Origin of the sequence: Streptomyces sp. NPDC056361 (assembly GCF_042262805.1) — a bacterium.
Lineage (GTDB): Bacteria > Actinomycetota > Actinomycetes > Streptomycetales > Streptomycetaceae > Streptomyces.
Map to the genome: position 1 here is coordinate 1 of NZ_JBHJQI010000149.1, position 21,267 is coordinate 21,267.

Consider the following 21,267-nt stretch of genomic DNA (forward strand, 5'->3'; position numbering starts at 1 on the left):
CCCGCGGCTCCGCCCGGGCCGCCTCGGCGGCGGGCGCCGCCGGCCCCGCCGACCGGGCGGGGCGGCCGGACTCCCCCTCGTTCCACGCGATGTGGCGCAGCCTCGCCCCCATCGGCCGCAACGCGGCCTCCGGCGGCTACCGCCGCCACGCCTGGACCGCGGCCGACGCCGACTGCCGGCTCTGGTTCCGGATGCAGGCCGAGGCCCGCCGCCTCGACGTCGAGACCGACCGCAACGGCAACCAGTGGGCCTGGCTCGGCGACCCCGCGGCCGGCGACGCCGTCGTCACCGGCTCCCACCTGGACTCCGTCCCCGACGGCGGCGCCTTCGACGGCCCCCTCGGCGTCGTCTCCTCCTTCGCCGCCCTCGACGAACTCCGCTCCCGCGGCGTCTCGTTCAAGCGGCCCCTCGCCATCGTCAACTTCGGCGACGAGGAGGGCGCCCGCTTCGGCCTCGCCTGCGTCGGCTCCCGCCTCACCGCCGGCCGGCTGACGAAGGAGCAGGCGTACGAGCTCCGCGACGCCGACGGGATCTCCCTCCCGCAGGCCATGGAGGCCGCCGGGCACGACCCCTCGACGATCGGGGCCGACCCCGAGCGGCTCGCCCGCATCGGCGCCTTCGTCGAACTGCACGTCGAGCAGGGCCGTGCCCTCGACCTCTCCGGGGACTCCGTCGGCATCGCCTCCGCCATCTGGCCGCACGGCCGCTGGCGGTACGACTTCGCCGGCGAGGCCAACCACGCCGGAACCACCCGGCTCGTCGACCGCCGCGACCCCATGCTCACCTACGCGGAGACGGTCCTCGCCGCCCGCCGCGAGGCCGAACTCGCCGGCGCCGTCGCCACCTTCGGCAAGATCGCGGTCGAGCCGAACGGCGTCAACGCCATCCCGTCGATGGTCCGCGGCTGGCTCGACGCCCGCGCCGCCGACCAGGGCGCCCTGGACAAGGTCGTCACCGGCATCGAGGCGGAGGCCCGCGCCTACGCCGAACGCCACGGCATCGACCTCACCGTCGTCCAGGAGTCCTTCACCCCGATCGTGGACTTCTCGCACACCCTGCGCGACGAGCTCTCCCGGATCCTGGGCGCGACGGGCAAGGTCCCGGTCCTCGGCACCGGCGCGGGACACGACGCGGGCATCCTGTCCGAATCGATCCCGACCGCCATGCTGTTCGTACGCAACCCCACCGGCGTCTCGCACTCCCCGGCCGAATTCGCGGCCGAGGACGACTGCGTGGCCGGTGTCCTCGCACTCGCCGACGTACTGGAGGAGCTGGCGTGTCGCTGACGACGTACTGGCTGGAACACGCCTGGCTCGGCACGAACGTCGAGCCGGGCGTGGCCCTGGAGGTCACCGACGGCCGCGTCGCCGCGGTCCGGACCGGCGTGGCGACCCCGCCACCCGGCGCCGTCGTCCTCCGCGGCCTCACCGTCCCCGGCCTCGCCAACGCCCACTCGCACGCCTTCCACCGCGCCCTGCGCGGCACGGTCCAGGTCGGCTCCGGGACCTTCTGGACCTGGCGCGAGGTCATGTACACCGTCGCCCAGCGCCTCACCCCCGACAGCTACTTCGCGCTCGCCCGCGCCGTGTACGCGGAGATGGCGCTCGCCGGCATCACCTCCGTCGGCGAGTTCCACTACCTGCACCACGCACCCGGCGGCACCCCGTACGCCGACCCCAACGCGATGGGCGAGGCGCTCATCGCCGCCGCCGCCGAGGCGGGCATCCGCATCACCCTCCTCGACACCGCCTACCTCTCCTCCGGCTTCGGCGCCGCCCCCGAGCAGCACCAGCTCCGCTTCACCGACGGCACGGCGGAGAAGTGGGCCGAGCGGGTCTCGGCGCTCAAGGACCGGGACGGCGTACGCATCGGCGCGGCGATCCACTCCGTACGCGCCGTCCCGGCGGACCAGCTCGGGACCGTCGCCCGGTGGGCGCAGGAGCGCCGGGCGCCCCTCCACGTCCACCTCTCGGAGCAGACCGCCGAGAACGACGCCTGCCTCGCGGCACACGGCCTCACCCCCACCCAGCTCCTCGCCGAGCACGGCGTCCTGGGCGCGCGCACGACCGGCGTCCACAACACCCACATGACCGACACGGACATCGCCCTGATCGGCTCGACGTCCACCGGCACCTGCATGTGCCCGACGACCGAACGCGACCTCGCCGACGGCATCGGCCCGGCCGTCGCCCTCCAGCGCGCCGGCTCCCCGCTCTCCCTCGGCAGCGACAGCCACGCCGTCGTCGACCTCCTGGAGGAAGCGCGGGCCATGGAGCTGAACGAGCGCCTCCGCACCCGCACCCGCGGCCACTGGACCGCCGCCGCCCTGCTCCGCGCCGCGACGGCCGACGGCCACGCAGCCCTCGGCTGGCAGGACGCCGGCGTCATCGAGGAGGGCGCCCTGGCGGACTTCGCCACCATCGCCCTGGACACCGTCCGCACCGCGGGCCCCGTCCCGCGCCTCGCCGCCGAGACCGCCGTCTTCGCCGCCACCGCCGCCGACGTCCGGCACGTCGTCGTCGGCGGCCGCCACATCGTCCGCGACGGCTTCCACACCTCCGTCCCCGACGTCGGCAAGGCCCTCGCAGACTCGATCGCCGCGCTCAGAAGCTGACGGCTGCCGCGCCCCCGGTTGTGGGCATCCGTTCCTCCCCCGGACTTCGTCCGGGGGCGCCCCCAGGGCGGAACGGGTGGGCACGACCCGGGCCACCGGCCCGCACCCGAACCGCCCGCCCCCACCGGAGAGCAGCATGACGACCACGGTCATCACGAACATCGGCAGCCTGGTCACGAACGACCCGGCCCTCGGCGAAGGCCCCCTCGGCCTCGTCCAGGACGCCGCCCTCGTCCTGGACGGCGACACCATCGCCTGGGCCGGCCCCGCCGCTGCCGCCCCCGCCGCCGACCACGCCGTCGACGCGGGAGGCCGCGCGGTCGTCCCCGGCTTCGTCGACTCCCACTCCCACCTCGTCTTCGCGGGCGACCGCACCGCCGAGTTCAACGCCCGCATGTCCGGCCAGCCGTACAAGGCCGGCGGCATCCGCACGACGGTCGCGGCGACCCGCGCGGCCTCGGACGCCGAACTCTCCGCGAACGTGGCCCGCTACCTCCGCGAGGCCCTCGCCCAGGGCACCACCACCTTCGAGACCAAGTCCGGCTACGGCCTGACCGTCGAGGACGAGGCCCGTGCCCTGCGCATCGCGGCCGAGCACACCGACGAGGTCACGTACCTCGGCGCGCACATCGTCTCCCCGGACTACGCGGACGACCCGGCGGCGTACGTGGACCTCGTGACGGGCGCGATGCTGGACGCCTGCGCCCCGTACGCCCGCTGGGTGGACGTCTTCTGCGAGAAGGGCGCGTTCGACGGCGACCAGGCCCGCGCGATCCTCACCGCCGGCAAGGCGAAGGGCCTCCACCCCCGGGTGCACGCCAACCAGCTCACGTACGGCCCCGGCGTCCAGCTCGCGGTGGAGCTCGACGCGGCGAGCGCGGACCACTGCACCCACCTGACGGACGAGGACGTCGACGCGCTCGCCTCCGGCAACACGGTCGCCACCCTCCTCCCCGGGGCGGAGTTCTCCACCCGCGCCGAGTGGCCGAACGCCCGCCGCCTCCTCGACGCGGGCGTCACCGTCGCCCTCTCCACCGACTGCAACCCCGGCTCCTCCTTCACCTCCTCCGTCCCCTTCTGCATCGCCCTCGCCGTACGGGACATGGGCATGACCCCCGACGAGGCCCTCTGGTCCGCCACCGCCGGCGGCGCGGCGGCCCTGCGCCGCACCGACGTCGGCCGTCTCTCCCCCGGCGCCCGCGCGGACCTCGCCGTCCTCGACGCCCCGTCCCACGTCCACCTGGCCTACCGCCCCGGCGTGCCCCTGGTGACGGAGGTCTGGCGCAAGGGCGTGCGGGTCGTCTGAGCACCGCGTTTGAGTAGGCGTACTCAGGTGTGGGCGGGCCCCCGCCGCCCACACTTCCCCCATGACGTCAACTTCCTTGCGCAGCAGTCGTGTCGGTCGCGGTCTCGTCCTGGCGGCCCTGAGCGCCCTCGCCCTCACGGCCTGCGGCACGGAGAACGCGGGGGGCGGAACCTCCGCCGGGGCCGGGTCCACGCAGGTCGCGGCCCCCACGCCGACCGCCACGCCGGCCTCGACGCCGTCCTCCGCCCCGACGCCCACGGCGCCGGCCACCGACCCCGCCGACGACCCGAACCGCACCCCCGAGGAGCAGGCGGCCGAGCTGAGGTTCATGCAACTGGTCGTCCGCGTCGCCGAACCGTGCACGGAGGGCCTCCCCACCGTGCCGCCACCGGCGGCCGACGGGCCTCCCCCGGCGCCGGCCGACGGGCCCACGCCGCCGGACGCGCCCCCGCCGCCCTCCACCCGCCCCGGCGACGTCGTCCAGCCGGACACCGTGCCGGACACCGTGCAGGCCTCCGAGCAGCCCTGGAACTTCGAACGCGCCCGCCAGGAGCAGCCGTTGAGCGGTGTCGAGAAGTGCGCCGCGCCCCTCCACGGCAAGCGCGTCACCCAGGCCCTCGACGGTCGCACGGCCGCCACCCCCGCCGCCGTCACGAAGGCCCTCCACGGCATCGGCTACGACATCGACTACCGCATCGACGGCCCCCACCGGTCCGGCTCCGCGGTCTCCTTCACCCTCGACCTCCGCTCCCTGGGCAGCCAGCTCTGCCTCGCCGCCACCTTCGACGGCACCCGCACCACCCTCGACCCCTACGGCGTCTCCCCCGAGGTCCGCTGCTCGGACGTGAAGCGCCGCGCCTGACCCCCAGGAAGGCCGGATCGGGGACCCCCTACCCTCGGGCCATGACCGTCACCACCGCCCTCTGGTCCTTCGCCCTGGTCGTGGGTCTCCTGACCCTCACCCCGGGCCTCGACACGGCCCTGGTCCTGCGCACCTCGGCCCTCGGTCACCGGGCGCGGGCCTGGGGCGTCGTCCTCGGCATCCAGACCGGCGTCCTGGCGTGGGGCGCGCTGACGTCGCTGGGCGTGACGGCGCTCCTCACCGCCTCGCACCTCGCGTACGAGGCGCTGCGCTGGGCGGGAGCCGCGTACCTGGTCTGGATGGGCGTCCAGATGCTCCGGAAGACGTTCGGGGGCCTCCCGGAACAGGACGCCCCCGAGGACGCCGCCCCGGCGGCCGCTGACTCCCTGGCCGCCGGCTGGCGCCAGGGCGCCCTCACCAACCTCCTCAACCCGAAGGTCGGCGCCTTCTACGTCGCCGTCCTCCCGCAGTTCCTCCCGCCGGACACCGGCCACCTCGCCATGGGGCTCCTCCTCACCGCCGAGCACATCCTCCTCGGCCTCCTCTGGTCCACCGCCCTCATCGCCTGCGCCCGCCTCCTCTCCACCTGGCTCCGCCGCCCCCGCTCCCGCCGTCTCCTCGACCGCCTCACCGGCTCGGTCATCGCCGCCTTCGGCATCCGCCTGGCCTTCGGCGACTGAGCCGTACGGGCGACCCGAGCCCCGGCACCGGAACTCGCGCACTCCTTCGGTCCTTCAGGACGCCAGTTCCCTCACCAGCGCCTCGGCCGCGTCCAGGGCCGTCACTTCCTCCGGGGTGAGGGCCGGGTCCGTCGCGCGGCGGGTGCGGGCGGTGGGGAGGTGGGGGAGGAGGGGGGAGCGGAGGGCGGGGAGGAGGGTGGTGAGGGCGGCGCGGGCGCCGGGGGCGTAGGGGGCGGGGGAGACGGCGACCTCGGCGAGGACGAGGGCGGACACGGCGCAGTCGAGGCCGGGGGGCGGGCCTTGCTCCGCGGTCTGCCAGTCGATGACGACGGGGCCGCGGGCGGTGAGGACGACGTTGCCGGGGTGCAGGTCGAGGTGGACGTGGGGGGTTCCGGGGAGGGCGTGGAGGCGGGTGAGGAGGTCGGCTATGAGGAGGCCCGCCGGCTCGGGCGCGTACGTGCCGGCGAGGAGCGCGTCGAGGAGGGACGGGCCGGCGAGGCGTTCCATCACCAGGTCGGGGCCCTCGGCGCGGTGGACGGCCGGCACCGGGTAGCCGCGGCCGGCGAGTTCGGTCATGATCCGGGCCTCGCGGGTCGTGTCGCCGCCGTCGCGGTACCGCCGCAGCACCCGCTCCCCGGTCCCGGCTCCGGTCCCGGCTCCGTCCGTGCCTCCGGGAAGCGCGTACACGTCCGCCGTCCGGCCCTGCCCGACGATCTCCAACCGGCCCACCCCACTGGTCTCTTGTACGGAGGAGCGAGTATCCCGGACGCGCGGAAGGGCCCGTCCGGGGGCCGGCCGGAGTCCGGCGGTCCGTGAACGGGCCCTTCTCCGGGGCCGTTTCGTCGGCTCGGGGGAGCCGGTGGAGGTCATTCCTCCAGGGTGAGGCCGCGGCGCAGCCGGGCGAGGGTGCGGGAGAGCAGCCGGGACACGTGCATCTGGGAGATGCCGAGTTCGGCGCCGATCTCCGACTGGGTGAGGCCGGAGACGAAGCGGAGGGAGAGGATCTGGCGGTCGCGTTCGGGCAGCGAGGCGATCATCGGCTTGAGGGAGGCGATGTACTCGATCCCGGTCAGGCCGTGGTCCTCGTAGCCGATCCGGTCGGCGAGAGCGGCCTCGCCGCCGCCGCCCTCCTCCTCGTCGGGCTGCGCGTCGAGCGAGGTCGCGGTGTACGCGTTGCTCGCCGTCATGCCCTCGACGACCTCCTCGGGGGAGATGCCGAGCGCGTCGGCGAGTTCGGCGACGGTCGGGGCGCGGTCGAGCCTCTGGGAGAGCTCGTCGCCGACCCTGGCGAGGTCGAGCCGGAGTTCCTGGAGCCGGCGGGGCACGTGCACGGACCACGAGGTGTCACGGAAGAAGCGCTTGATCTCGCCGATGATCGTGGGCATCGCGAAGGTGGGGAACTCGACGCCGCGGGCGAGTTCGAAGCGGTCGATCGCCTTGATGAGGCCGATGGTGCCGACCTGGACGATGTCCTCCATCGGCTCGCTGCGGGAGCCGTACCGCGCGGCGGCGAACCTGACCAGGGCCAGGTTGAGTTCGACGAGCGTGTTGCGGACGTACGCGTGGTCGTGGGTGCCCTCCTCCAGTTCCGCGAGCCGGGCGAAGAGCTGCTTCGACAGGGCGCGGGAGTCGACCGGTCCGATCCGGTCGAGGGGGACGTCCGGGGGGACGAGGGGTGCGTCGAGCGGCAGTTCGGGGTGTGCGGCGAGGGCGGTGGGAGGATGCGCTGCCGACGGCGCGTCGGGGGTACGCGGGGCGTCGAGCCGGGGTGACATGGGTCTCCTTCGTCGTTCTTCTGCTGCGGTTTGCGGCGCCTCCGAGGCCGGTCGTGTCGGGTGTTCCCTTCTAGCCCTACCTGCTCGAAGGCGATCGTCGCAAGTGTCAATAATCCGCTTCGTCCCTTTATGTGAGGGACCGTGTGTGCAAGGAACGCCACCCCGCTTGTAGGGTTCGACGCACGTCAGTCGGCATCCGCGAGAGCGAGAAGAGGCACGGCCATGGACCGCCAGCACATCGGCAGCGCGCAGCCCGCCCGGCTGCGGGTCGAGGTCCGGACGGTGGACGGCGCGAGCGAACTCCTCACGCCGGTGGGTGAGCTCGATCACCACACCGCCGAACTGCTGCGCACCCCGCTGGACGGCGCGCTGGACGCGGGCCGTTCGCGGCTCGTCGTCGACTGCTCGGGCCTGGAGTTCTGCGACTCGACCGGGCTCAACGTGCTGCTCGGCGCCCGGCTGCGGGCGGACGCGGCCAGCGGCGGCGTCCATCTGGTGGCGATGCGGCCCCCGGTGGCCCGGGTGTTCCACATCACGGGCGCGGAAGCCGTCTTCACGCTCCACGAGACGCTCGCCACGGCGCTCCCCGGCTGAGACCGGCGTCGTCACGGCCCCCGGCACCGCCCGCACGTCCCGCCCGTACGTCCCCGCCCCTGCGTCTCGTCCCCTCTGTCTCGTCGATCGGTGAGGTGAAGCGTTGATGGACCACGATTCCGACGTCCGTACGCTCGCCCTCGGCGAGACCAGCGGCACCGTGCCGCTCGCCCGCGACTTCACGCGGACGGCGCTCCAGGAGTGGGGCTGGCTGCCCGCCGCCACCGCCGACCGCAGGGCCGCCGCCGAGGACGTCCTGCTCGTCGTCTCCGAGCTGGTCACCAACGCCTGTCTGCACGCCGAGGGCCCCGAGCGGCTCCGCGTCCTGCGCCGTTCCGCCGTCCTGCGCCTCGAAGTCACCGACCGCGGCGCCGGGCAGCCCGCGCCGCGCACCCCGCACCGCTCCGGCCGGCCCGGCGGGCACGGCATGTTCATCGTGCAGCGGCTCTGCCTGGACTGGGGCATCGACCGGACCCCGGGCTCCCCCGGCAAGACGGTCTGGGCCGAACTCGCCGCTCCCTGAGCCGGGATGGGGGGCGGGGCTCCCCAGGACTTTCACGTTCTCTCTTTCTTCGTGCTTCTTCCCTCCGTGAGGCCTCAGGCGTACCTTGACGCCCAATCTGAAAGACCGTCAGTTACGTTGCGGTGAGGGGTGCTCGGGGTGTCCAAGGTGCCGAACCTGAGGAGAACGACCGCCGCGCTCACCGCGGCGGCCGCGATGACGGGCGCGGCCGTACTGGCCTCCGCGCCGGCCGCGCAGGCGGCGGTGGTCGACGTCGACTACGCGTGCCAGACGAAGATCGGGCCGAAGGGCGCCGTCTCGCCCGTCGACATCAAGGCCGTCAAGAGCGGCAACGGCTACACGATCACCATGTCGTTCGAGAAGGGCGTCTCCGACAGCCCGATCGAACTCCCCAAGGGCGTCATGACCCCCCGCGCCGAACTCGTCCTCGGCGGCGCCGCGTCCGGCACGGTCAAGGTCAAGGGCACCCCGAACACGGCCGCCATCCCGCCCGAGACCCCGATCGCCATCGGCACCCTCACCGGCACCTTCACCCCGAAGAAGAACGGCAAGGTCACCTTCACGGCCGGCACGCTGATCGTGCACGCGCTCGGCATGGACGCGGCCACCTGCACCCCGAAGAACAACCCCAAGCCGTCGCTCGAACTCCAGGTCAGCGGCGTCTCGGGCGGCGCCGACACCCCGCCGCCCGCCGACGAGGACTCCGGTGGGGAACTGCCGAAGACCGGCCCCCTCGACTCCGCCGTGGCCCTCGGCACCCTCGGCGGCACCGTCCTGCTGACCGGCGCCGCCGGAGTCCTCTGGCTCACGCGGCGCACGGCACGCTGATGCGGGCGGCGGCGCGCTCCGGGCTCGTCGCCGCCGCGACCGCCCTCGTCGGCGCGGTGGCGGCGGCACCCCCCGGGAGCCAGGGCTGGACGGCGGCGCCCGCCGCCGGCCGGCCGTACGCCTACCTGGAGGGCCCGGCCGGCAGCGTCCTCCAGGACACCCTGTCGGTGACCAACCCGGGCGCGGGACCGCTCACCGTCCGCCTCGCCGGGCAGGGCGCGCCGGTCGCCTTCGCGGCGCGGACCGTGACCGTCCCGGCCAGGACCAGGGCGGACGTGCCCTTCGCCGTGACCGTCACCGCCGACACCCCGCCCGGTGACCACCGCGGGACCGTGCGCGCCACGGCCGCCGGGCGGGAGGTGCGCGTGGACCTGCGGCTGCGGGTGAACGGCCCCCGGCTCGCCGCGCTCACCGTCGAGGACGTCCGCGTCGACGCCGGCACCCTGCGCTACACGCTGGTCAACCGCGGCACCACGGTCCTCGCCCCGACCCTCGCGATCCGGGCCGAAGGGCTCCTCGGCACGGTCCTCGACCGCCCCGACCACGTCCTGCCGCTCACCCTCAGGCCCGGCGAGCGGGCCGTCCGCACCGAACCCTGGCCCGACCCGCCCGCCCTCGACTCCGTCACCGTCCGGCTGACCGCCACCGCCCCGGGCGCCGCCCCCGCCACGGCCCGCGCCGAGGCGGCCTTCGCCTCGGGCCCCGCGCTCGCCGCCGTGGCCGGGCTGCTGCTCGCGGCGGGCGGCGGCGGCGCGTGGGCGGTACGGCGGCGCGGCGGGTCCCGTACCGAGCGCGCCCCGGAGGGAGCGACACCATGAGGACGATCAGGACGGCCGCCGCTCTGCTGGCGGTCCTCGCCCTGGCGCTGCTGCCCGCGGCCCCCGCGGCGGCCGCCCCCGGGCCGGCCGTCGAGCTCTCGCAGCCGGAGGGCGGCAAGGGCGGCGAGATCACCGTCAGCGGCAGCGGCTGGAAACCGGGCGCCCTGCTGATGCTCCTGATCTGCGGTCAGGCGGCCCCCGGCCGGGGCGTCATCGGCGGCACCAACTCCTGCGCCAACACCGAGGGCCGGGCCGCCACCGTCGACGCCAGGGGCGCGTTCAGCGCGAAGCTCCCGGTCTCCGAACCGCCCAAGCCCTGCCCCTGCGTGGTGCACGTCGCCGGGGTGACCGGGCAGCAGGACGCCGTCGACCGGGAGTTCACCGTCGCCGGACACCCCACCGCGCCGCTCCCCGAGGAATCGGGCGACGGCCGGCTCGCGGTCCTGGCGGCCGTACGGCTCGACGGCTCCAGCGGCCTCCTCGTCTGGTTCGGGGCGCCCCCGCGCCGGGACGTCGTCTTCACCGTCGGCAACCTCGGCTCCGCCCCCGTCCGCGACCCCGTCTTCGAGGTCGGCACCAGCCACGGCGTCTTCGCCCCGCAGTACGAGGAACGCCAGTGGCGCGGCACGATCCCGCCCGGCGGGAAGGCCCTCGTCCGCCTCCCGGCCGAACTGACGGCCGGCGCCCACGGCGACTACCAGGTCTCCGTGCGGTACGCGGGCAAGGTCCTGGTCGAGCAGCCCTGGGGGGTCGGCCGACCCTGGGGCGTGACGCTCTTCTGGGCGCTGCTCGCCGTCGTCGTACCGGCGGCGCTGTTCCGGATCGGGATGGCCGTGGTGGACCGGGTCCGCCCGCCGACCGGCCGGGCCCGCCCCCGCCCCCCGGCCGGCCCCGCCCGCCCCCGCCGCGCCCCGATCCGGACGCGCGCCCGGACCCGTGCTTCCGTCCCCGCCGCCCCCGCACCGGGCGGCCCGGGGGACGGCGAACCGACCACGGTCCTGCCGTGGTTCAGCCCTGACTCCGCACCGTCAGCGCCAGAGAGCAGCAGCCCGACGACGAAGGGACAGGTGTGAGTACGCAACGGAGGATGAGCGCGGCCGGGGTCGCGCTGATGCTCGGCGGCGCGGGGATCCTGTATGCCGCCGGCCCCGCCCAGGCCGCCGAGATCTCGTACAGGACGGAGTGCATCCCGCCGTCCATCTCCGGGCTCCCGCCCGTGCAGGGCACCACGAAGGTGCTCGTCACCGCGCCGGCGGAGGCCAAGGTCGGCGACGAGGTCGAGATCGTCTGGAAGACGGTCCAGGCCGCCTCGAAGAACCCCGACGTCCTCGACCTCGGCCAGGACACGGTCAAACCGACCGGCGTCCTCACCGTCGGCGGCGCGGCGACCGGCACCGTCGCCATGGAGGGGCCCCGGCAGAACCCGCCGATCCCCAAGAACAGCCCGATGGTGCTGCCCGACATGAAGGGCAAGCTGAAGCTGACGAAGGCGGGTGACATCACCCTCACGCCCGGCAAGTACACGATCAACGTGTCCAAGCCCCTCTCGACGGACACCAAGTGCTCGCCGAAGGAAACCGTCCCCGTCGGCGCGACGATCAAGGTCACCGACGGCGGCGGCTCCACGACGACCTCGGGCGGCACGACGACCTCCGGGGGCACGACGACTTCCGGGGGCACGACGTCGGGCGGTACGACCACCACGTCCGGCGGCACGACCACCTCCGGAGGTACGACCACGACGTCCGGAGGTACGACCACGACGTCCGGCGGCACGACCACGACCTCGGGCGGTACGACGGCCTCCGGGGGCACCACCGCCTCGGGAGGCACCACCACCTCCGGCGGAAGCTCCGGCGGGGGCGGTGGGAAGACCGACTTCCCCGGCAAGGAGGTGACGGTCGCGTTCGCCTGCAAGGCGCCCGGACCGGCGGCCATCAACTCCAAGGTGACGATCAACGCCAAGAAGAACGGCGAGGTCTACGACCTCACCGTGAAGACGGCCAAGGGCGTCATGAACAGCCCGGCGGCCCTGCCCAAGGGGGCCCTCACGCCCTCCATGGCGATCAAGATCGGCGGAGCCGACAGCGGCACCGTGAAGGTCACCGGCGCACCCAACCCGACCGCCCTCGCGGAGAAGGCCCCGGTGAGCCTGGAGGACATGAAGGGCACGTACCGGCCCGGCGCGACCGGGAAGTCGACGCTCAGTCCCGGCACGCTCACCATCAAGGTCACCCTCGGCACCGTGAAGATGGAGATCCCCTGCCAGGTCACGGGCGCCGTGAAGGCCTCCCTCGAACTGGACACCAGCAAGCAGGCCGGCGGCGCCTCCGGCAGCACGGACGCCGGGACGGACGGCGGCAGCGGTTCGCCCTCCGGCTCCGGCGGCTCCTCCGGTGAGAACCTCGCCGAGACGGGCGCCGAGCACGACGGCGCCCTGCGCGCCCTCGCGCTGGTCGCCGGCACGGTCATCCTGCTCGGCGGCGCGGTGTTCACCTTCACCCCGTGGGCGCGGCTCAGGAGGTGAGGGAACGGCGAAGGCCGCCGCACCGGAGGGGTGCGGCGGCCTTCGGCCGTACGGGGGTGGGGTCAGTGGACGCTGCCCATGAGCCCCTGGACCTTCTTGCGGTACATGAAGATCGCGAATCCGGCCGCGACGGCGAGCGTCGCTTGGAGCGCGATGATCCCCGTGCCGTTGAGGTCGACGCCCGCGATGGAGAGCAGACCCGTGGTGCAGTCGCCGGCGGTGACGGCGAGGAACCAGACGCCCATCATCTGGGAGGCGTACTTCTGCGGCGCCATCTTCGTGGTGACGGAGAGGCCGACCGGGGAGAGGCACAGCTCGCCGATGGTCTGGATCATGTAGATCGAGACGAGCCACATCGGGGAGACCTTGGTGCCGTCGCCCGCCATGTTCATCGGGACGATGAAGACGAAGAAGGACGCGCCGACCAGGACGAGGCCCATCGCGAACTTCACGATGGTGTTCGGCTCCTGGTTCTTGCGGGCCAGCCACAGCCACAGCCAGGCGAAGACCGGGGCCAGCGCCATGACGAACAGCGGGTTCAGCGACTGGTACCAGGTGGCGGGGAAGCCGAGGCCGAAGATGGTGTCGGCGGTCTTGTCGTCCGCGAACAGGGAGAGCGTCGAGCCACCCTGGTCGTAGATCATCCAGAAGATCGCGGCGGCGACGAAGAACCAGATGTAGCCGGTCACGCGGGACTTCTCGCCCGACGTCAGGTCCTTGTCGCGCTTGATGCGGGCCAGGACGGCGACCGGGATGATCAGACCCGCGAGGGTGATCGGGACCATCGCCCAGTTCAGGGTGTACATGCCCAGGGCGACGACGGCGCCGTAGAAGGCGGCGACGACGACGGCGACGACGGCGACCTTGGTGATGACGGCCTTGCGCTCCGCGGCGGACAGCGGGTTCGGGACCTCGCTGCTCTTCGGGTTCAGCGTCTTGCCGAAGGCCAGGAAGACGGCCAGGCCGAGGCCCATGCCGACGGCGGCGAGGGCGAAGCCCAGGTGCCAGTTGACCTTCTCGCCGACGGTGCCGATGACCAGCGGGGCGAAGAACGCGCCCAGGTTGATGCCGATGTAGAAGAGCGTGAAGCCACCGTCACGGCGCGGGTCGTCCGCGCCCTTGTAGAGGTGGCCGACCATCGTCGAGATGTTGGCCTTCAGCAGACCGGAGCCGACCGCGACGAGCGCGAGACCGACGAAGAACATCGCCTGGCCCGGGATGGCCAGCGAGACGTGGCCGAGCATGATCACGGAGGCCGCGATGGCGACGGTCTTGCGGGCGCCCCAGACACGGTCGCCGAACCAGCCGCCGGGCATGGCCATCAGGTAGACCATCGAGACGTAGACGGAGTAGATCGCCGTCGCCGTCGCGGCGGTCATCGCGAGGCCGCCGCCCTGGCTGCCCGTAGCGGCGTCCACGCCGCCGGAGACCAGGTACAGAACGAGAAGGGCCCGCATGCCGTAGTAGGAGAAACGCTCCCACATCTCGGTCATGAAGAGGGTGGCCAGGCCACGGGGGTGGCCGAGGAAGGTCTTCTCGTAGCCGAGGGGTTCGGCCGCCGAGTCCTTCGTCAGGCTGGACGCCATGTCGATCCTTGCTCTGTCGGGACGCACGCCTTGTGAGCGTGATGCGCCCGGTGGGGGAGGCCGGCACCGGCGGGGTCGTCGGACTCCACCGGGATCCACGCCCCGGGAGACGCGTCTACGCGCTCCGGGACCCGGCCCACAGGTCATTCGCCGTCACCGAGGGTGGCAGGGCCCACCTCACGCAGAAAGAGGACCTTGGCGGGCGAAGCCGGCCAAAGGTCCCCGAATACCGCTACTGACGTCTCGCCACCATACGACACGACAGTGCCGGATATGGAAGGACTTGAGAGATGGATCACAGGCGTGGGTGCAACCACGCAAGGCCATTCGAAGGTCATGTGAAAGATACCCACAGGATCTCCAGGGGATGCCCGGCCCGTGTGGATCCCGCCCCGGCCCGGACCCCGTGCGGACTACCATCACCCCATGACCCGTGTACTGCTCGCCGAGGACGACGCATCCATCTCGGAACCGCTGGCCCGCGCCCTGCGGAGAGAGGGGTACGAGGTCGAGGTCCGCGAGGACGGCCCCACCGCACTCGACGCCGGACTCCAGGGCGGCGTGGACCTGGTCGTGCTCGACCTCGGCCTGCCCGGCATGGACGGCCTCGAAGTCGCCCGGAGGCTGCGCGCCGAGGGCCACACGGTCCCGATCCTGGTCCTCACCGCACGGGCGGACGAGGTCGACACCGTGGTCGGGCTGGACGCGGGCGCCGACGACTACGTCACCAAGCCCTTCCGGCTCGCCGAGCTCCTCGCCCGGGTCCGGGCCCTCCTCCGGCGCGGCTCCACCGAGCCCGCCGTCGCCCCCGCCACCCACGGCGTGCGCATCGACGTCGAGTCGCACCGCGCCTGGATGGGGGACGAGGAGCTCCAGCTCACCGCGAAGGAGTTCGACCTCCTCCGCGTCCTCGTCCGCGACGCCGGCCGGGTCGTCACCCGCGACCAGCTGATGCGCGAGGTCTGGGACACCACCTGGTGGTCGTCCACCAAGACCCTCGACATGCACATCTCCTGGCTCCGCAAGAAGCTCGGCGACGACGCCGCGAACCCCCGCTACATCGCCACCGTCCGCGGAGTCGGCTTCCGCTTCGAAAAGAGCTGAGCCACCGTTAAGCCATGCGCCGCCGCCTGATCAACTCCACGCTCGCCGTGGTGCTCGTCGTCATCGCCGTGTTCGGTGTGTCCCTGGTGCTCGTGGAGACCCGGACGATCTCGAACAGCGCACAGGAGAGCGTCGACTCGGAGGCGCTGCGGATCGTCTCGATCGTCGACAGCCGGCTGATCGGCGGGGAGCCGGTGAACCCGGACATCCTGGCCGAGCAGAGCGGCGCGAAGCGGTACGCGCAGATCCGCATCCCCGGGCGGGAGCCGATCGAGATCGGCACCCGCCCCGAGGGGGACGTCATCCGGGGCCTGGCCGAGGGCGAGCGCGGGGAGAGCGTGGTCGTCGAGGAGTCCCGCTCGGCGGTCACCGCCGAGGTCGGCCGCACCCTCCTGATCATCGGCGCCGTGGCGCTGCTCGCCGTCGTCGCCGCCGTCCTCCTCGCCGTACGGCAGGCCGACAAGCTGGCGTCCCCGCTCACCGACCTCGCGGAGACCGCCGAGCGCCTCGGCTCCGGCGACCCGCGGCCCCGGCACAAGCGGTACGGGGTCCCCGAGCTGGACCGCGTCGCGGACGTCCTGGACGCCTCGGCCGAGCGGATCGCCCGGATGCTCACCGCCGAGCGCCGGCTCGCCGCCGACGCCTCCCACCAGCTCCGCACGCCCCTCACCGCCCTCTCCATGCGCCTGGAGGAGGTCGCCCTCGCCGACGACCTGGACACGGTCAAGGAGGAGGCGACGATCGCGCTCACCCAGGTCGAGCGGCTCACCGACGTCGTCGAGCGGCTGCTCACCAACGCGCGGGACCCCCGCACCGGCTCCGCCGTCGCCTTCGACCTCGACGAGGTCGTCAAGCAGCAGATCGAGGAGTGGCGGCCGGCCTACCGCAGCGCGGGGCGGGCCATCGTGCACTCGGGCAAGCAGGGGATGCGGGCCGTCGGCACCCCCGGCGCGGTCGCCCAGGTCCTCGCCGCCCTGATCGAGAACTCGCTCATGCACGGCGGCGGCACGGTCGCCCTGCGCACCCGGGTCACCGGGAACCAGTCCGTGATCGAGGTCACCGACGAGGGTCCCGGCGTCCCGGCCGACCTCGGCGCGCGGATCTTCGAGCGGGCGGTCAGCGGCCGCAGCTCCACCGGCATCGGCCTGGCGGTGGCCCGCGACCTCGCCGAGGCGGACGGCGGGCGCCTGGAGCTGCTCCAGCAGCAGCCGCCGGTCTTCGCGCTGTTCCTGAGCCGCGAGGTCAGGAGCGTCTCGGAGGAGCCGCGGGACCGCCCGGTCCGCTGACCGGTGCGGTGGTGGCCTCCCCGGTCCGCCGGCCGGGTCGGTGGTGACTCCGCGCACGGAGGGGCATGCGAAAGGGCCGGTCCGCGGACGGACCGGCCCTTTCGGGGAGTGCGGGGATCAGACCCGGTCGGGCTGGCGACCGGTCGCCTGGCGCGGGGCGCGCTCCAGGAGCGCTTCGGCCGCCTGCACGGCCTCCTTCTCCTCCGGGTCGGGCAGCGCGCGGAAGACCCAGGTGCGGTACGACCAGAAGCGGAAGATCGTGCCGACGCCGATGCCGAAGAACTTGAAGAAGTTGCTCTGCAGCGGGGTGTCCCAGCCGAAGCCGTACGTCGCCGCGTAGAGCAGGCCGTTCTGGATGACCAGGCCGATCACGCTGAACACGAGGAACAGGGTCATCTCGCGGGTGCGGCGGCTCTTGTCGCGGTCCCGGTAGGTGAAGTACCGGAAGCCCAGGTAGTTGAATCCGATCGCGACGACGGTCGCGATCACGCTCGCCCGGACGACGGGGAGGTCCGTGACGGACCGCACGAGGTTGAAGACGCCGAGGTCCACCAGGACCCCGAGGCCACCCACCGCGCCGAACTTCGCGAACTCACGGGTGAGCCGGTCGAGCTGCACCCGAAGTGCGCTTCGTTCACTCATGGTGGTTGCTCGTTTCATCCGTTCATATGACGTCCGGATGACGTCAACCCATCCATGCTAACTAGCCCGTCCGGTGATCGTCTGCCCGCCGTCGAAACTCTGATGCTTCCCCGTTCCGCCTGTGTCAACACACAGCCGAACGAGTCATCCGGATTGTGCGGATACCCTAAGAGGGTGACGTTCCCCGTAGTAGGCATGGTCGGCGGCGGTCAGCTCGCCCGTATGACCCACGAGGCGGGTATCCCCCTCGGCATCAAGTTCAAGCTCCTCAGCGACACCCCGCAGGACTCCGCGGCCCAGGTGGTGAGCGAGGTCGTCATCGGCGACTACCGCGACCTGGACACGCTGCGCGACTTCGCGCGCGGATGCGATGTGATCACCTTCGATCACGAGCACGTCCCCACCGAGCACCTGCGCGCCCTCGAAGCCGACGGCATCCCCGTCCGCCCGGGCCCCGACGCCCTGGTGCACGCCCAGGACAAGGGCGTGATGCGCGCCAAGCTCGACGAGATCGACGCCCCCAGCCCCCGGCACCGCATCGTCGCGGACCCCGAGGACGCGGCCGCCTTCGCGGCCGAGGTCGGCGGCTTCCCGATCATCCTCAAGACCGTGCGCGGCGGCTACGACGGCAAGGGCGTCTGGTTCGTCCGCACCGCGGCCGACGCCCGCGACCCCTTCCTCGCGGGGGTCCCGGTCCTCGCCGAGGAGAAGGTCGACTTCGTCCGCGAGCTCGCGGCGAACATCGTCCGCTCCCCGCACGGCCAGGCCGTCGCCTACCCGGTCGTCGAGTCCCGCCAGGTCGACGGCGTCTGCGACACCGTGATCGCGCCCGCGCCCGACCTCGACGACGCGCTCGCCGGCCAGGCGCAGGAGCTGGCGCTCCGGATCGCCAAGGAGCTCGGCGTCGTCGGCCACCTCGCCGTCGAGCTGTTCCAGACCACGGACGGCCGCATCCTCGTCAACGAGCTGGCGATGCGCCCGCACAACTCCGGCCACTGGACGCAGGACGGGGCGGTCACCTCGCAGTTCGCCAACCACGTCCGGGCGGTCCTCGACCTGCCCCTCGGCGATCCGCGCCCGCGCGCGCCGTGGACCGTGATGTGCAATGTCCTGGGCGGCGACTACCCGGACATGTACTCCGCGTACCTGCACTGCATGGCCAGGGACCCGCAGCTCAAGATCCACATGTATGGCAAGGACGTGAAGCCCGGCCGCAAGGTGGGGCACGTCAACACCTACGGCGACGACCTGGACGACGTGCTGGAGCGCGCCCGCCACGCCGCCGGCTACCTGCGAGGAACGATCACCGAATGAGCCCCGCCACCGCCCCCGTCATCGGCATCGTCATGGGATCCGACTCCGACTGGCCCGTCATGGAGGCCGCCGCCCAGGCCCTCGACGAGTTCGAGATCCCGTACGAGGTCGACGTCGTCTCCGCCCACCGGATGCCCCGCGAGATGATCGCGTACGGCGAGGAGGCGGCCGGCCGCGGCCTGAAGGCGATCATCGCGGGCGCGGGCGGCGCCGCCCACCTGCCCGGCATGCTCGCCTCCGTCACCCCGCTCCCCGTCATCGGCGTGCCCGTGCCGCTGAAGTACCTCGACGGCATGGACTCGCTGCTCTCCATCGTGCAGATGCCGGCCGGCGTCCCCGTCGCCACGGTCTCCGTCGGCGGCGCCCGGAACGCGGGCCTGCTCGCCGCCCGGATCCTCGCCGCGCACGACCCCGAGCTGCTCGGCCGGATGCGCGACTTCCAGCAGGAGCTGAACGACCAGGCGACCGAGAAGGGCAAGCGGCTGCGGGCCAAGGTCGAGGGCGCGGAGTCGTTCGGCTTCGCCAAGTGACCGCGGCGGACCGCCTCGCGGAGGCCCGGGAACTCCTGGCCTCCGCGCCCGTCGTCGACGGCCACAACGACCTCCCGTGGGCCCTGCGCAAGCACGTCCGCTACGACCTCGACCGGCTCGACATCGGCGCCGACCAGACCGGAGCGCTCCACACCGACCTCGCCCGGCTGCGGGCCGGCGGCGTCGGCGCCCAGTTCTGGTCCGTGTACGTGCCCTGCGCGCTGGCCGGCGACGACGCGGTCAGCGCGACCCTGGAGCAGATCGACATCGTCGACCAGCTCCTGGAGCGGTACGCCGCCGACCTCGCCCCGGCCCTCACGGCGGACGACATGGAGGCGGCCCGCGCGCAGGGCCGCATCGCCTCCCTCAAGGGCGCCGAGGGCGGCCACTCGATCAACAACTCCCTCGCCACCCTGCGCGCCCTGCACACCCTGGGCGTGCGCTACATGACGCTCACGCACAACGACAACAACGACTGGGCGGACTCGGCGACCGACGAGCCCGGCGTCGGCGGCCTCACCGCCTTCGGCCGACAGGTCGTCCGCGAGATGAACCGCTCCGGCATGCTCGTCGACCTCTCGCACGTCGCCGCCACCACCATGCGGGACGCGCTCGACGCCTCGACGGCGCCGGTGATCTTCTCGCACTCCTCGGCCCGCGCCGTCTGCGACCACCCGAGGAACGTCCCGGACGACGTCCTGGAGCGGCTGCCCGCCAACGGCGGCGTCGCGATGGCCACCTTCGTGCCCAAGTTCATCCTCCCCGCGGCCGTCGAGTGGACCGCCCGCGCGGACGACAACCTCCGGGCGCACGGCCTCGACCACCTCGACACCACCCCCGAGGCCATGCGGCTCCACCGCGCCTTCGAGGAGGCGAACCCCCGGCCCGTCGTGACCGCCGCCACGGTCGCCGACCACCTCGACCACATGCGCGAGGCCGCCGGCATCGACCACATCGGCATCGGCGGGGACTACGACGGCACCGCCTTCACCCCCGTCGGCCTCGACGACGTCGCCGGCTACCCGAACCTGATCGCGGAGCTCCTCGACCGCGGCTGGTCCCGCCCCGACCTCGCCCGGCTGACCTGGTCCAACGCGGTCCGCGTGCTGCGCGACGCGGAATCGGTCTCCCGCGACCTGAGGAGCCGTACGGCCCCGTCGAACGCCACCATCGAGGCGCTCGACACCCCCTAGGGGTGTTCCGCGGATCACCCGGACGGCGTACTCCGCCGAGCCCCCCGAGGGGGCCGGTGGCACGGTGGACGGTACTGCCCCGCCGCTCTCGGCGGGGCGGTACTGCATCGCCGAGTTCGGAGTAAGACCATGGCGGAACTGCTAGACGACCATCCCACCCTCTCCACCGTCCCTGCCGCCGCCGGCGAGCTCGACCCCCCGGAGCCACCCCCGCCGCTCGACGAGACGGCGCGGGCCCGGGCCATCCTCGCCGCCCAGCCCGTCACCGAGGGCCACACCGAACTCCCCGGGAGTCTCGACCCCGAGGACCTGCCGCCGGCCCGCGCCGCGGAGGCCGGGGCGCAGCTCTGGTCCCTGGACGTGGCGGCCGACGAGGGCGTCATCGGGACCCTGCGCCGGATCGACGCCGTCAGGGCGCTCGTCGCCGCCTGCCCGGAGGACCTGAGGCTGGCGTACACGACCTCCGAGGTGGCCCACGCCCGCAACTGCGGCCGGGTCGCCGCGCTGCTCGGGCCGGTCGGCTGGACGGCGCTCGGCGGCTCGGCGGCCACCCTGCGGGCGTACCACGCGCTCGGCGTACGGGCCGTGAACCTCACCCGCTTCGCCCGTGACGCGGTACGCGAGATGAACCGCATCGGCCTGGCCCTGGACCTGTCCGGCGCCGACCAGGACACGGTCCGCCGCACCCTCGCGGTGACCCGTGCCCCGGCCCTGCTGACCCGGGCGGCCCCGGAGGGGCTGCCGGACGACGTGCTGCGCCTGCTCGGCGCGAACGGCGCCGTGTGCATGGTCACGGTGACCGACGACCCGGCCGCCGTCGCCGACGTCCTCGACCGGGTGCGGGCGGAGGCGGGCGCGCACTGCGCGGGCGTCTCCCGCACCACCGACCCGGCCGTCGGCTACGTCCCGCTCTTCGCGGAGCTGCTCCGCCGGGGCTGGACCGCCCAGGAGCTCGTCGGGCTCGCGCACGCCAACGTCACCCGGGCGCTGCGCGAGACGGAGTTCCTGGCCCGCACGAACCGGATCCGCCCGGCCGCGGCCTGACCGTACGGACGCGAGAGGGGCGCACCGCCACGGCGGTGCGC

The 21,267-nt window shown here is 73.4% G+C and carries 21 protein-coding genes; 17 read left to right on the forward strand and 4 right to left on the reverse strand.

Going from position 1 to position 21,267, the window contains the following annotated elements:
- The 5 genes from ACFCY7_RS33435 to ACFCY7_RS33455 all read left to right on the forward strand — a co-directional run.
- The coding region (locus ACFCY7_RS33435) for an allantoate amidohydrolase (RefSeq protein WP_376489827.1) at positions 1-1,286 on the forward strand (1,286 nt) is incomplete at its 5' end.
- Entirely contained in the window at positions 1,277-2,614 is a 1,338-nt protein-coding gene (locus ACFCY7_RS33440; RefSeq protein ID WP_376489828.1) for a formimidoylglutamate deiminase, read from the forward strand. The genes ACFCY7_RS33435 and ACFCY7_RS33440, both read left to right, overlap by 10 nt.
- A gap of 136 nt (positions 2,615-2,750) precedes the next feature.
- Positions 2,751-3,920, forward strand: coding sequence for an imidazolonepropionase (gene hutI / locus ACFCY7_RS33445; protein WP_376489829.1), 1,170 nt, complete (start codon positions 2,751-2,753; stop codon positions 3,918-3,920).
- Positions 3,921-3,981: 61 nt separating this feature from the next.
- Positions 3,982-4,782 carry a hypothetical protein gene (locus tag ACFCY7_RS33450; RefSeq protein ID WP_376489830.1) on the forward strand — a complete coding sequence of 267 codons (801 nt, stop codon included), beginning with the start codon at positions 3,982-3,984 and terminating at the stop codon, positions 4,780-4,782.
- A gap of 41 nt (positions 4,783-4,823) precedes the next feature.
- Positions 4,824-5,462, forward strand: a complete 639-nt coding sequence (locus tag ACFCY7_RS33455) for a LysE family translocator (RefSeq protein WP_376489831.1) — start codon at positions 4,824-4,826, stop codon at positions 5,460-5,462.
- Between the two features lie 54 nt (positions 5,463-5,516).
- On the opposite strand, the gene ACFCY7_RS33460 is transcribed toward ACFCY7_RS33455, so the two are convergent.
- Both ACFCY7_RS33460 and ACFCY7_RS33465 read right to left on the reverse strand, forming a co-directional pair.
- Entirely contained in the window at positions 5,517-6,191 is a 675-nt protein-coding gene (locus ACFCY7_RS33460) for a phosphotransferase (protein ID WP_376489832.1), read from the reverse strand.
- Positions 6,192-6,328: 137 nt separating this feature from the next.
- Positions 6,329-7,237: an RNA polymerase sigma factor SigF gene (locus ACFCY7_RS33465; protein WP_376489833.1), complete on the reverse strand. Its 909-nt coding sequence runs from the start codon at positions 7,235-7,237 to the stop codon at positions 6,329-6,331.
- Between the two features lie 222 nt (positions 7,238-7,459).
- On the opposite strand from ACFCY7_RS33465, the gene ACFCY7_RS33470 reads away from it, so the two are divergent.
- The 6 genes from ACFCY7_RS33470 (at position 7,460) to ACFCY7_RS33495 (ending at position 12,527) form a co-directional block, all read left to right on the forward strand.
- Entirely contained in the window at positions 7,460-7,831 is a 372-nt protein-coding gene (locus tag ACFCY7_RS33470; protein ID WP_376489834.1) for an STAS domain-containing protein, read from the forward strand.
- Between the two features lie 106 nt (positions 7,832-7,937).
- Positions 7,938-8,354, forward strand: a complete 417-nt coding sequence (locus ACFCY7_RS33475; RefSeq protein WP_376489835.1) for an ATP-binding protein — start codon at positions 7,938-7,940, stop codon at positions 8,352-8,354.
- Between the two features lie 147 nt (positions 8,355-8,501).
- Positions 8,502-9,182 carry a peptidase gene (locus tag ACFCY7_RS33480; protein WP_376489845.1) on the forward strand — a complete coding sequence of 227 codons (681 nt, stop codon included), beginning with the start codon at positions 8,502-8,504 and terminating at the stop codon, positions 9,180-9,182.
- On the forward strand, positions 9,182-10,000 hold the full coding sequence (locus ACFCY7_RS33485; RefSeq protein ID WP_376489836.1) for a hypothetical protein: 819 nt from the start codon (positions 9,182-9,184) through the stop codon (positions 9,998-10,000). Before ACFCY7_RS33480 ends, ACFCY7_RS33485 begins: the two co-directional genes overlap by 1 nt.
- Positions 9,997-11,073 (forward strand): hypothetical protein, encoded by a 1,077-nt coding sequence (locus ACFCY7_RS33490; protein ID WP_376489837.1) that lies wholly within the window; start codon positions 9,997-9,999, stop codon positions 11,071-11,073. Before ACFCY7_RS33485 ends, ACFCY7_RS33490 begins: the two co-directional genes overlap by 4 nt.
- A 14-nt stretch (positions 11,074-11,087) precedes the next feature.
- A complete protein-coding gene (locus ACFCY7_RS33495; protein WP_376489838.1) occupies positions 11,088-12,527 on the forward strand; it encodes a hypothetical protein in 1,440 nt (479 codons plus the stop codon).
- A gap of 62 nt (positions 12,528-12,589) precedes the next feature.
- On the opposite strand, the gene ACFCY7_RS33500 is transcribed toward ACFCY7_RS33495, so the two are convergent.
- The gene (locus tag ACFCY7_RS33500) at positions 12,590-14,113 is read right to left on the reverse strand and encodes a peptide MFS transporter (RefSeq protein WP_376489839.1); all 1,524 of its coding nucleotides are present in this window, start codon (positions 14,111-14,113) and stop codon (positions 12,590-12,592) included.
- Between the two features lie 426 nt (positions 14,114-14,539).
- On the opposite strand from ACFCY7_RS33500, the gene ACFCY7_RS33505 reads away from it, so the two are divergent.
- Both ACFCY7_RS33505 and ACFCY7_RS33510 read left to right on the forward strand, forming a co-directional pair.
- A complete protein-coding gene (locus ACFCY7_RS33505) occupies positions 14,540-15,217 on the forward strand; it encodes a response regulator transcription factor (RefSeq protein WP_030690380.1) in 678 nt (225 codons plus the stop codon).
- Positions 15,218-15,231: 14 nt separating this feature from the next.
- Positions 15,232-16,503: an ATP-binding protein gene (locus tag ACFCY7_RS33510; protein ID WP_376489840.1), complete on the forward strand. Its 1,272-nt coding sequence runs from the start codon at positions 15,232-15,234 to the stop codon at positions 16,501-16,503.
- A 117-nt stretch (positions 16,504-16,620) separates the two neighbouring features.
- Here the strand turns inward: ACFCY7_RS33510 and ACFCY7_RS33515 are convergent, their stop codons facing one another.
- Complete coding sequence (locus tag ACFCY7_RS33515; RefSeq protein ID WP_376489841.1) at positions 16,621-17,145, reverse strand: GtrA family protein; 525 nt, start codon at positions 17,143-17,145, stop codon at positions 16,621-16,623.
- 174 nt (positions 17,146-17,319) lie between these two features.
- Between ACFCY7_RS33515 and ACFCY7_RS33520 the strand changes: the two genes are divergently transcribed.
- From ACFCY7_RS33520 to ACFCY7_RS33535, 4 genes are all read left to right on the forward strand, one after another.
- Complete coding sequence (locus tag ACFCY7_RS33520; RefSeq protein ID WP_376489842.1) at positions 17,320-18,459, forward strand: 5-(carboxyamino)imidazole ribonucleotide synthase; 1,140 nt, start codon at positions 17,320-17,322, stop codon at positions 18,457-18,459.
- Entirely contained in the window at positions 18,456-18,989 is a 534-nt protein-coding gene (gene purE, locus ACFCY7_RS33525) for a 5-(carboxyamino)imidazole ribonucleotide mutase (RefSeq protein WP_367825774.1), read from the forward strand. Before ACFCY7_RS33520 ends, purE begins: the two co-directional genes overlap by 4 nt.
- Positions 18,986-20,182 carry a dipeptidase gene (locus tag ACFCY7_RS33530; protein WP_376489843.1) on the forward strand — a complete coding sequence of 399 codons (1,197 nt, stop codon included), beginning with the start codon at positions 18,986-18,988 and terminating at the stop codon, positions 20,180-20,182. The genes purE and ACFCY7_RS33530 overlap by 4 nt, the downstream gene beginning before the upstream one ends.
- Before the next feature lie 129 nt (positions 20,183-20,311).
- On the forward strand, positions 20,312-21,226 hold the full coding sequence (locus ACFCY7_RS33535) for a membrane dipeptidase (RefSeq protein WP_376489844.1): 915 nt from the start codon (positions 20,312-20,314) through the stop codon (positions 21,224-21,226).
- Positions 21,227-21,267 lie beyond the last annotated feature (41 nt).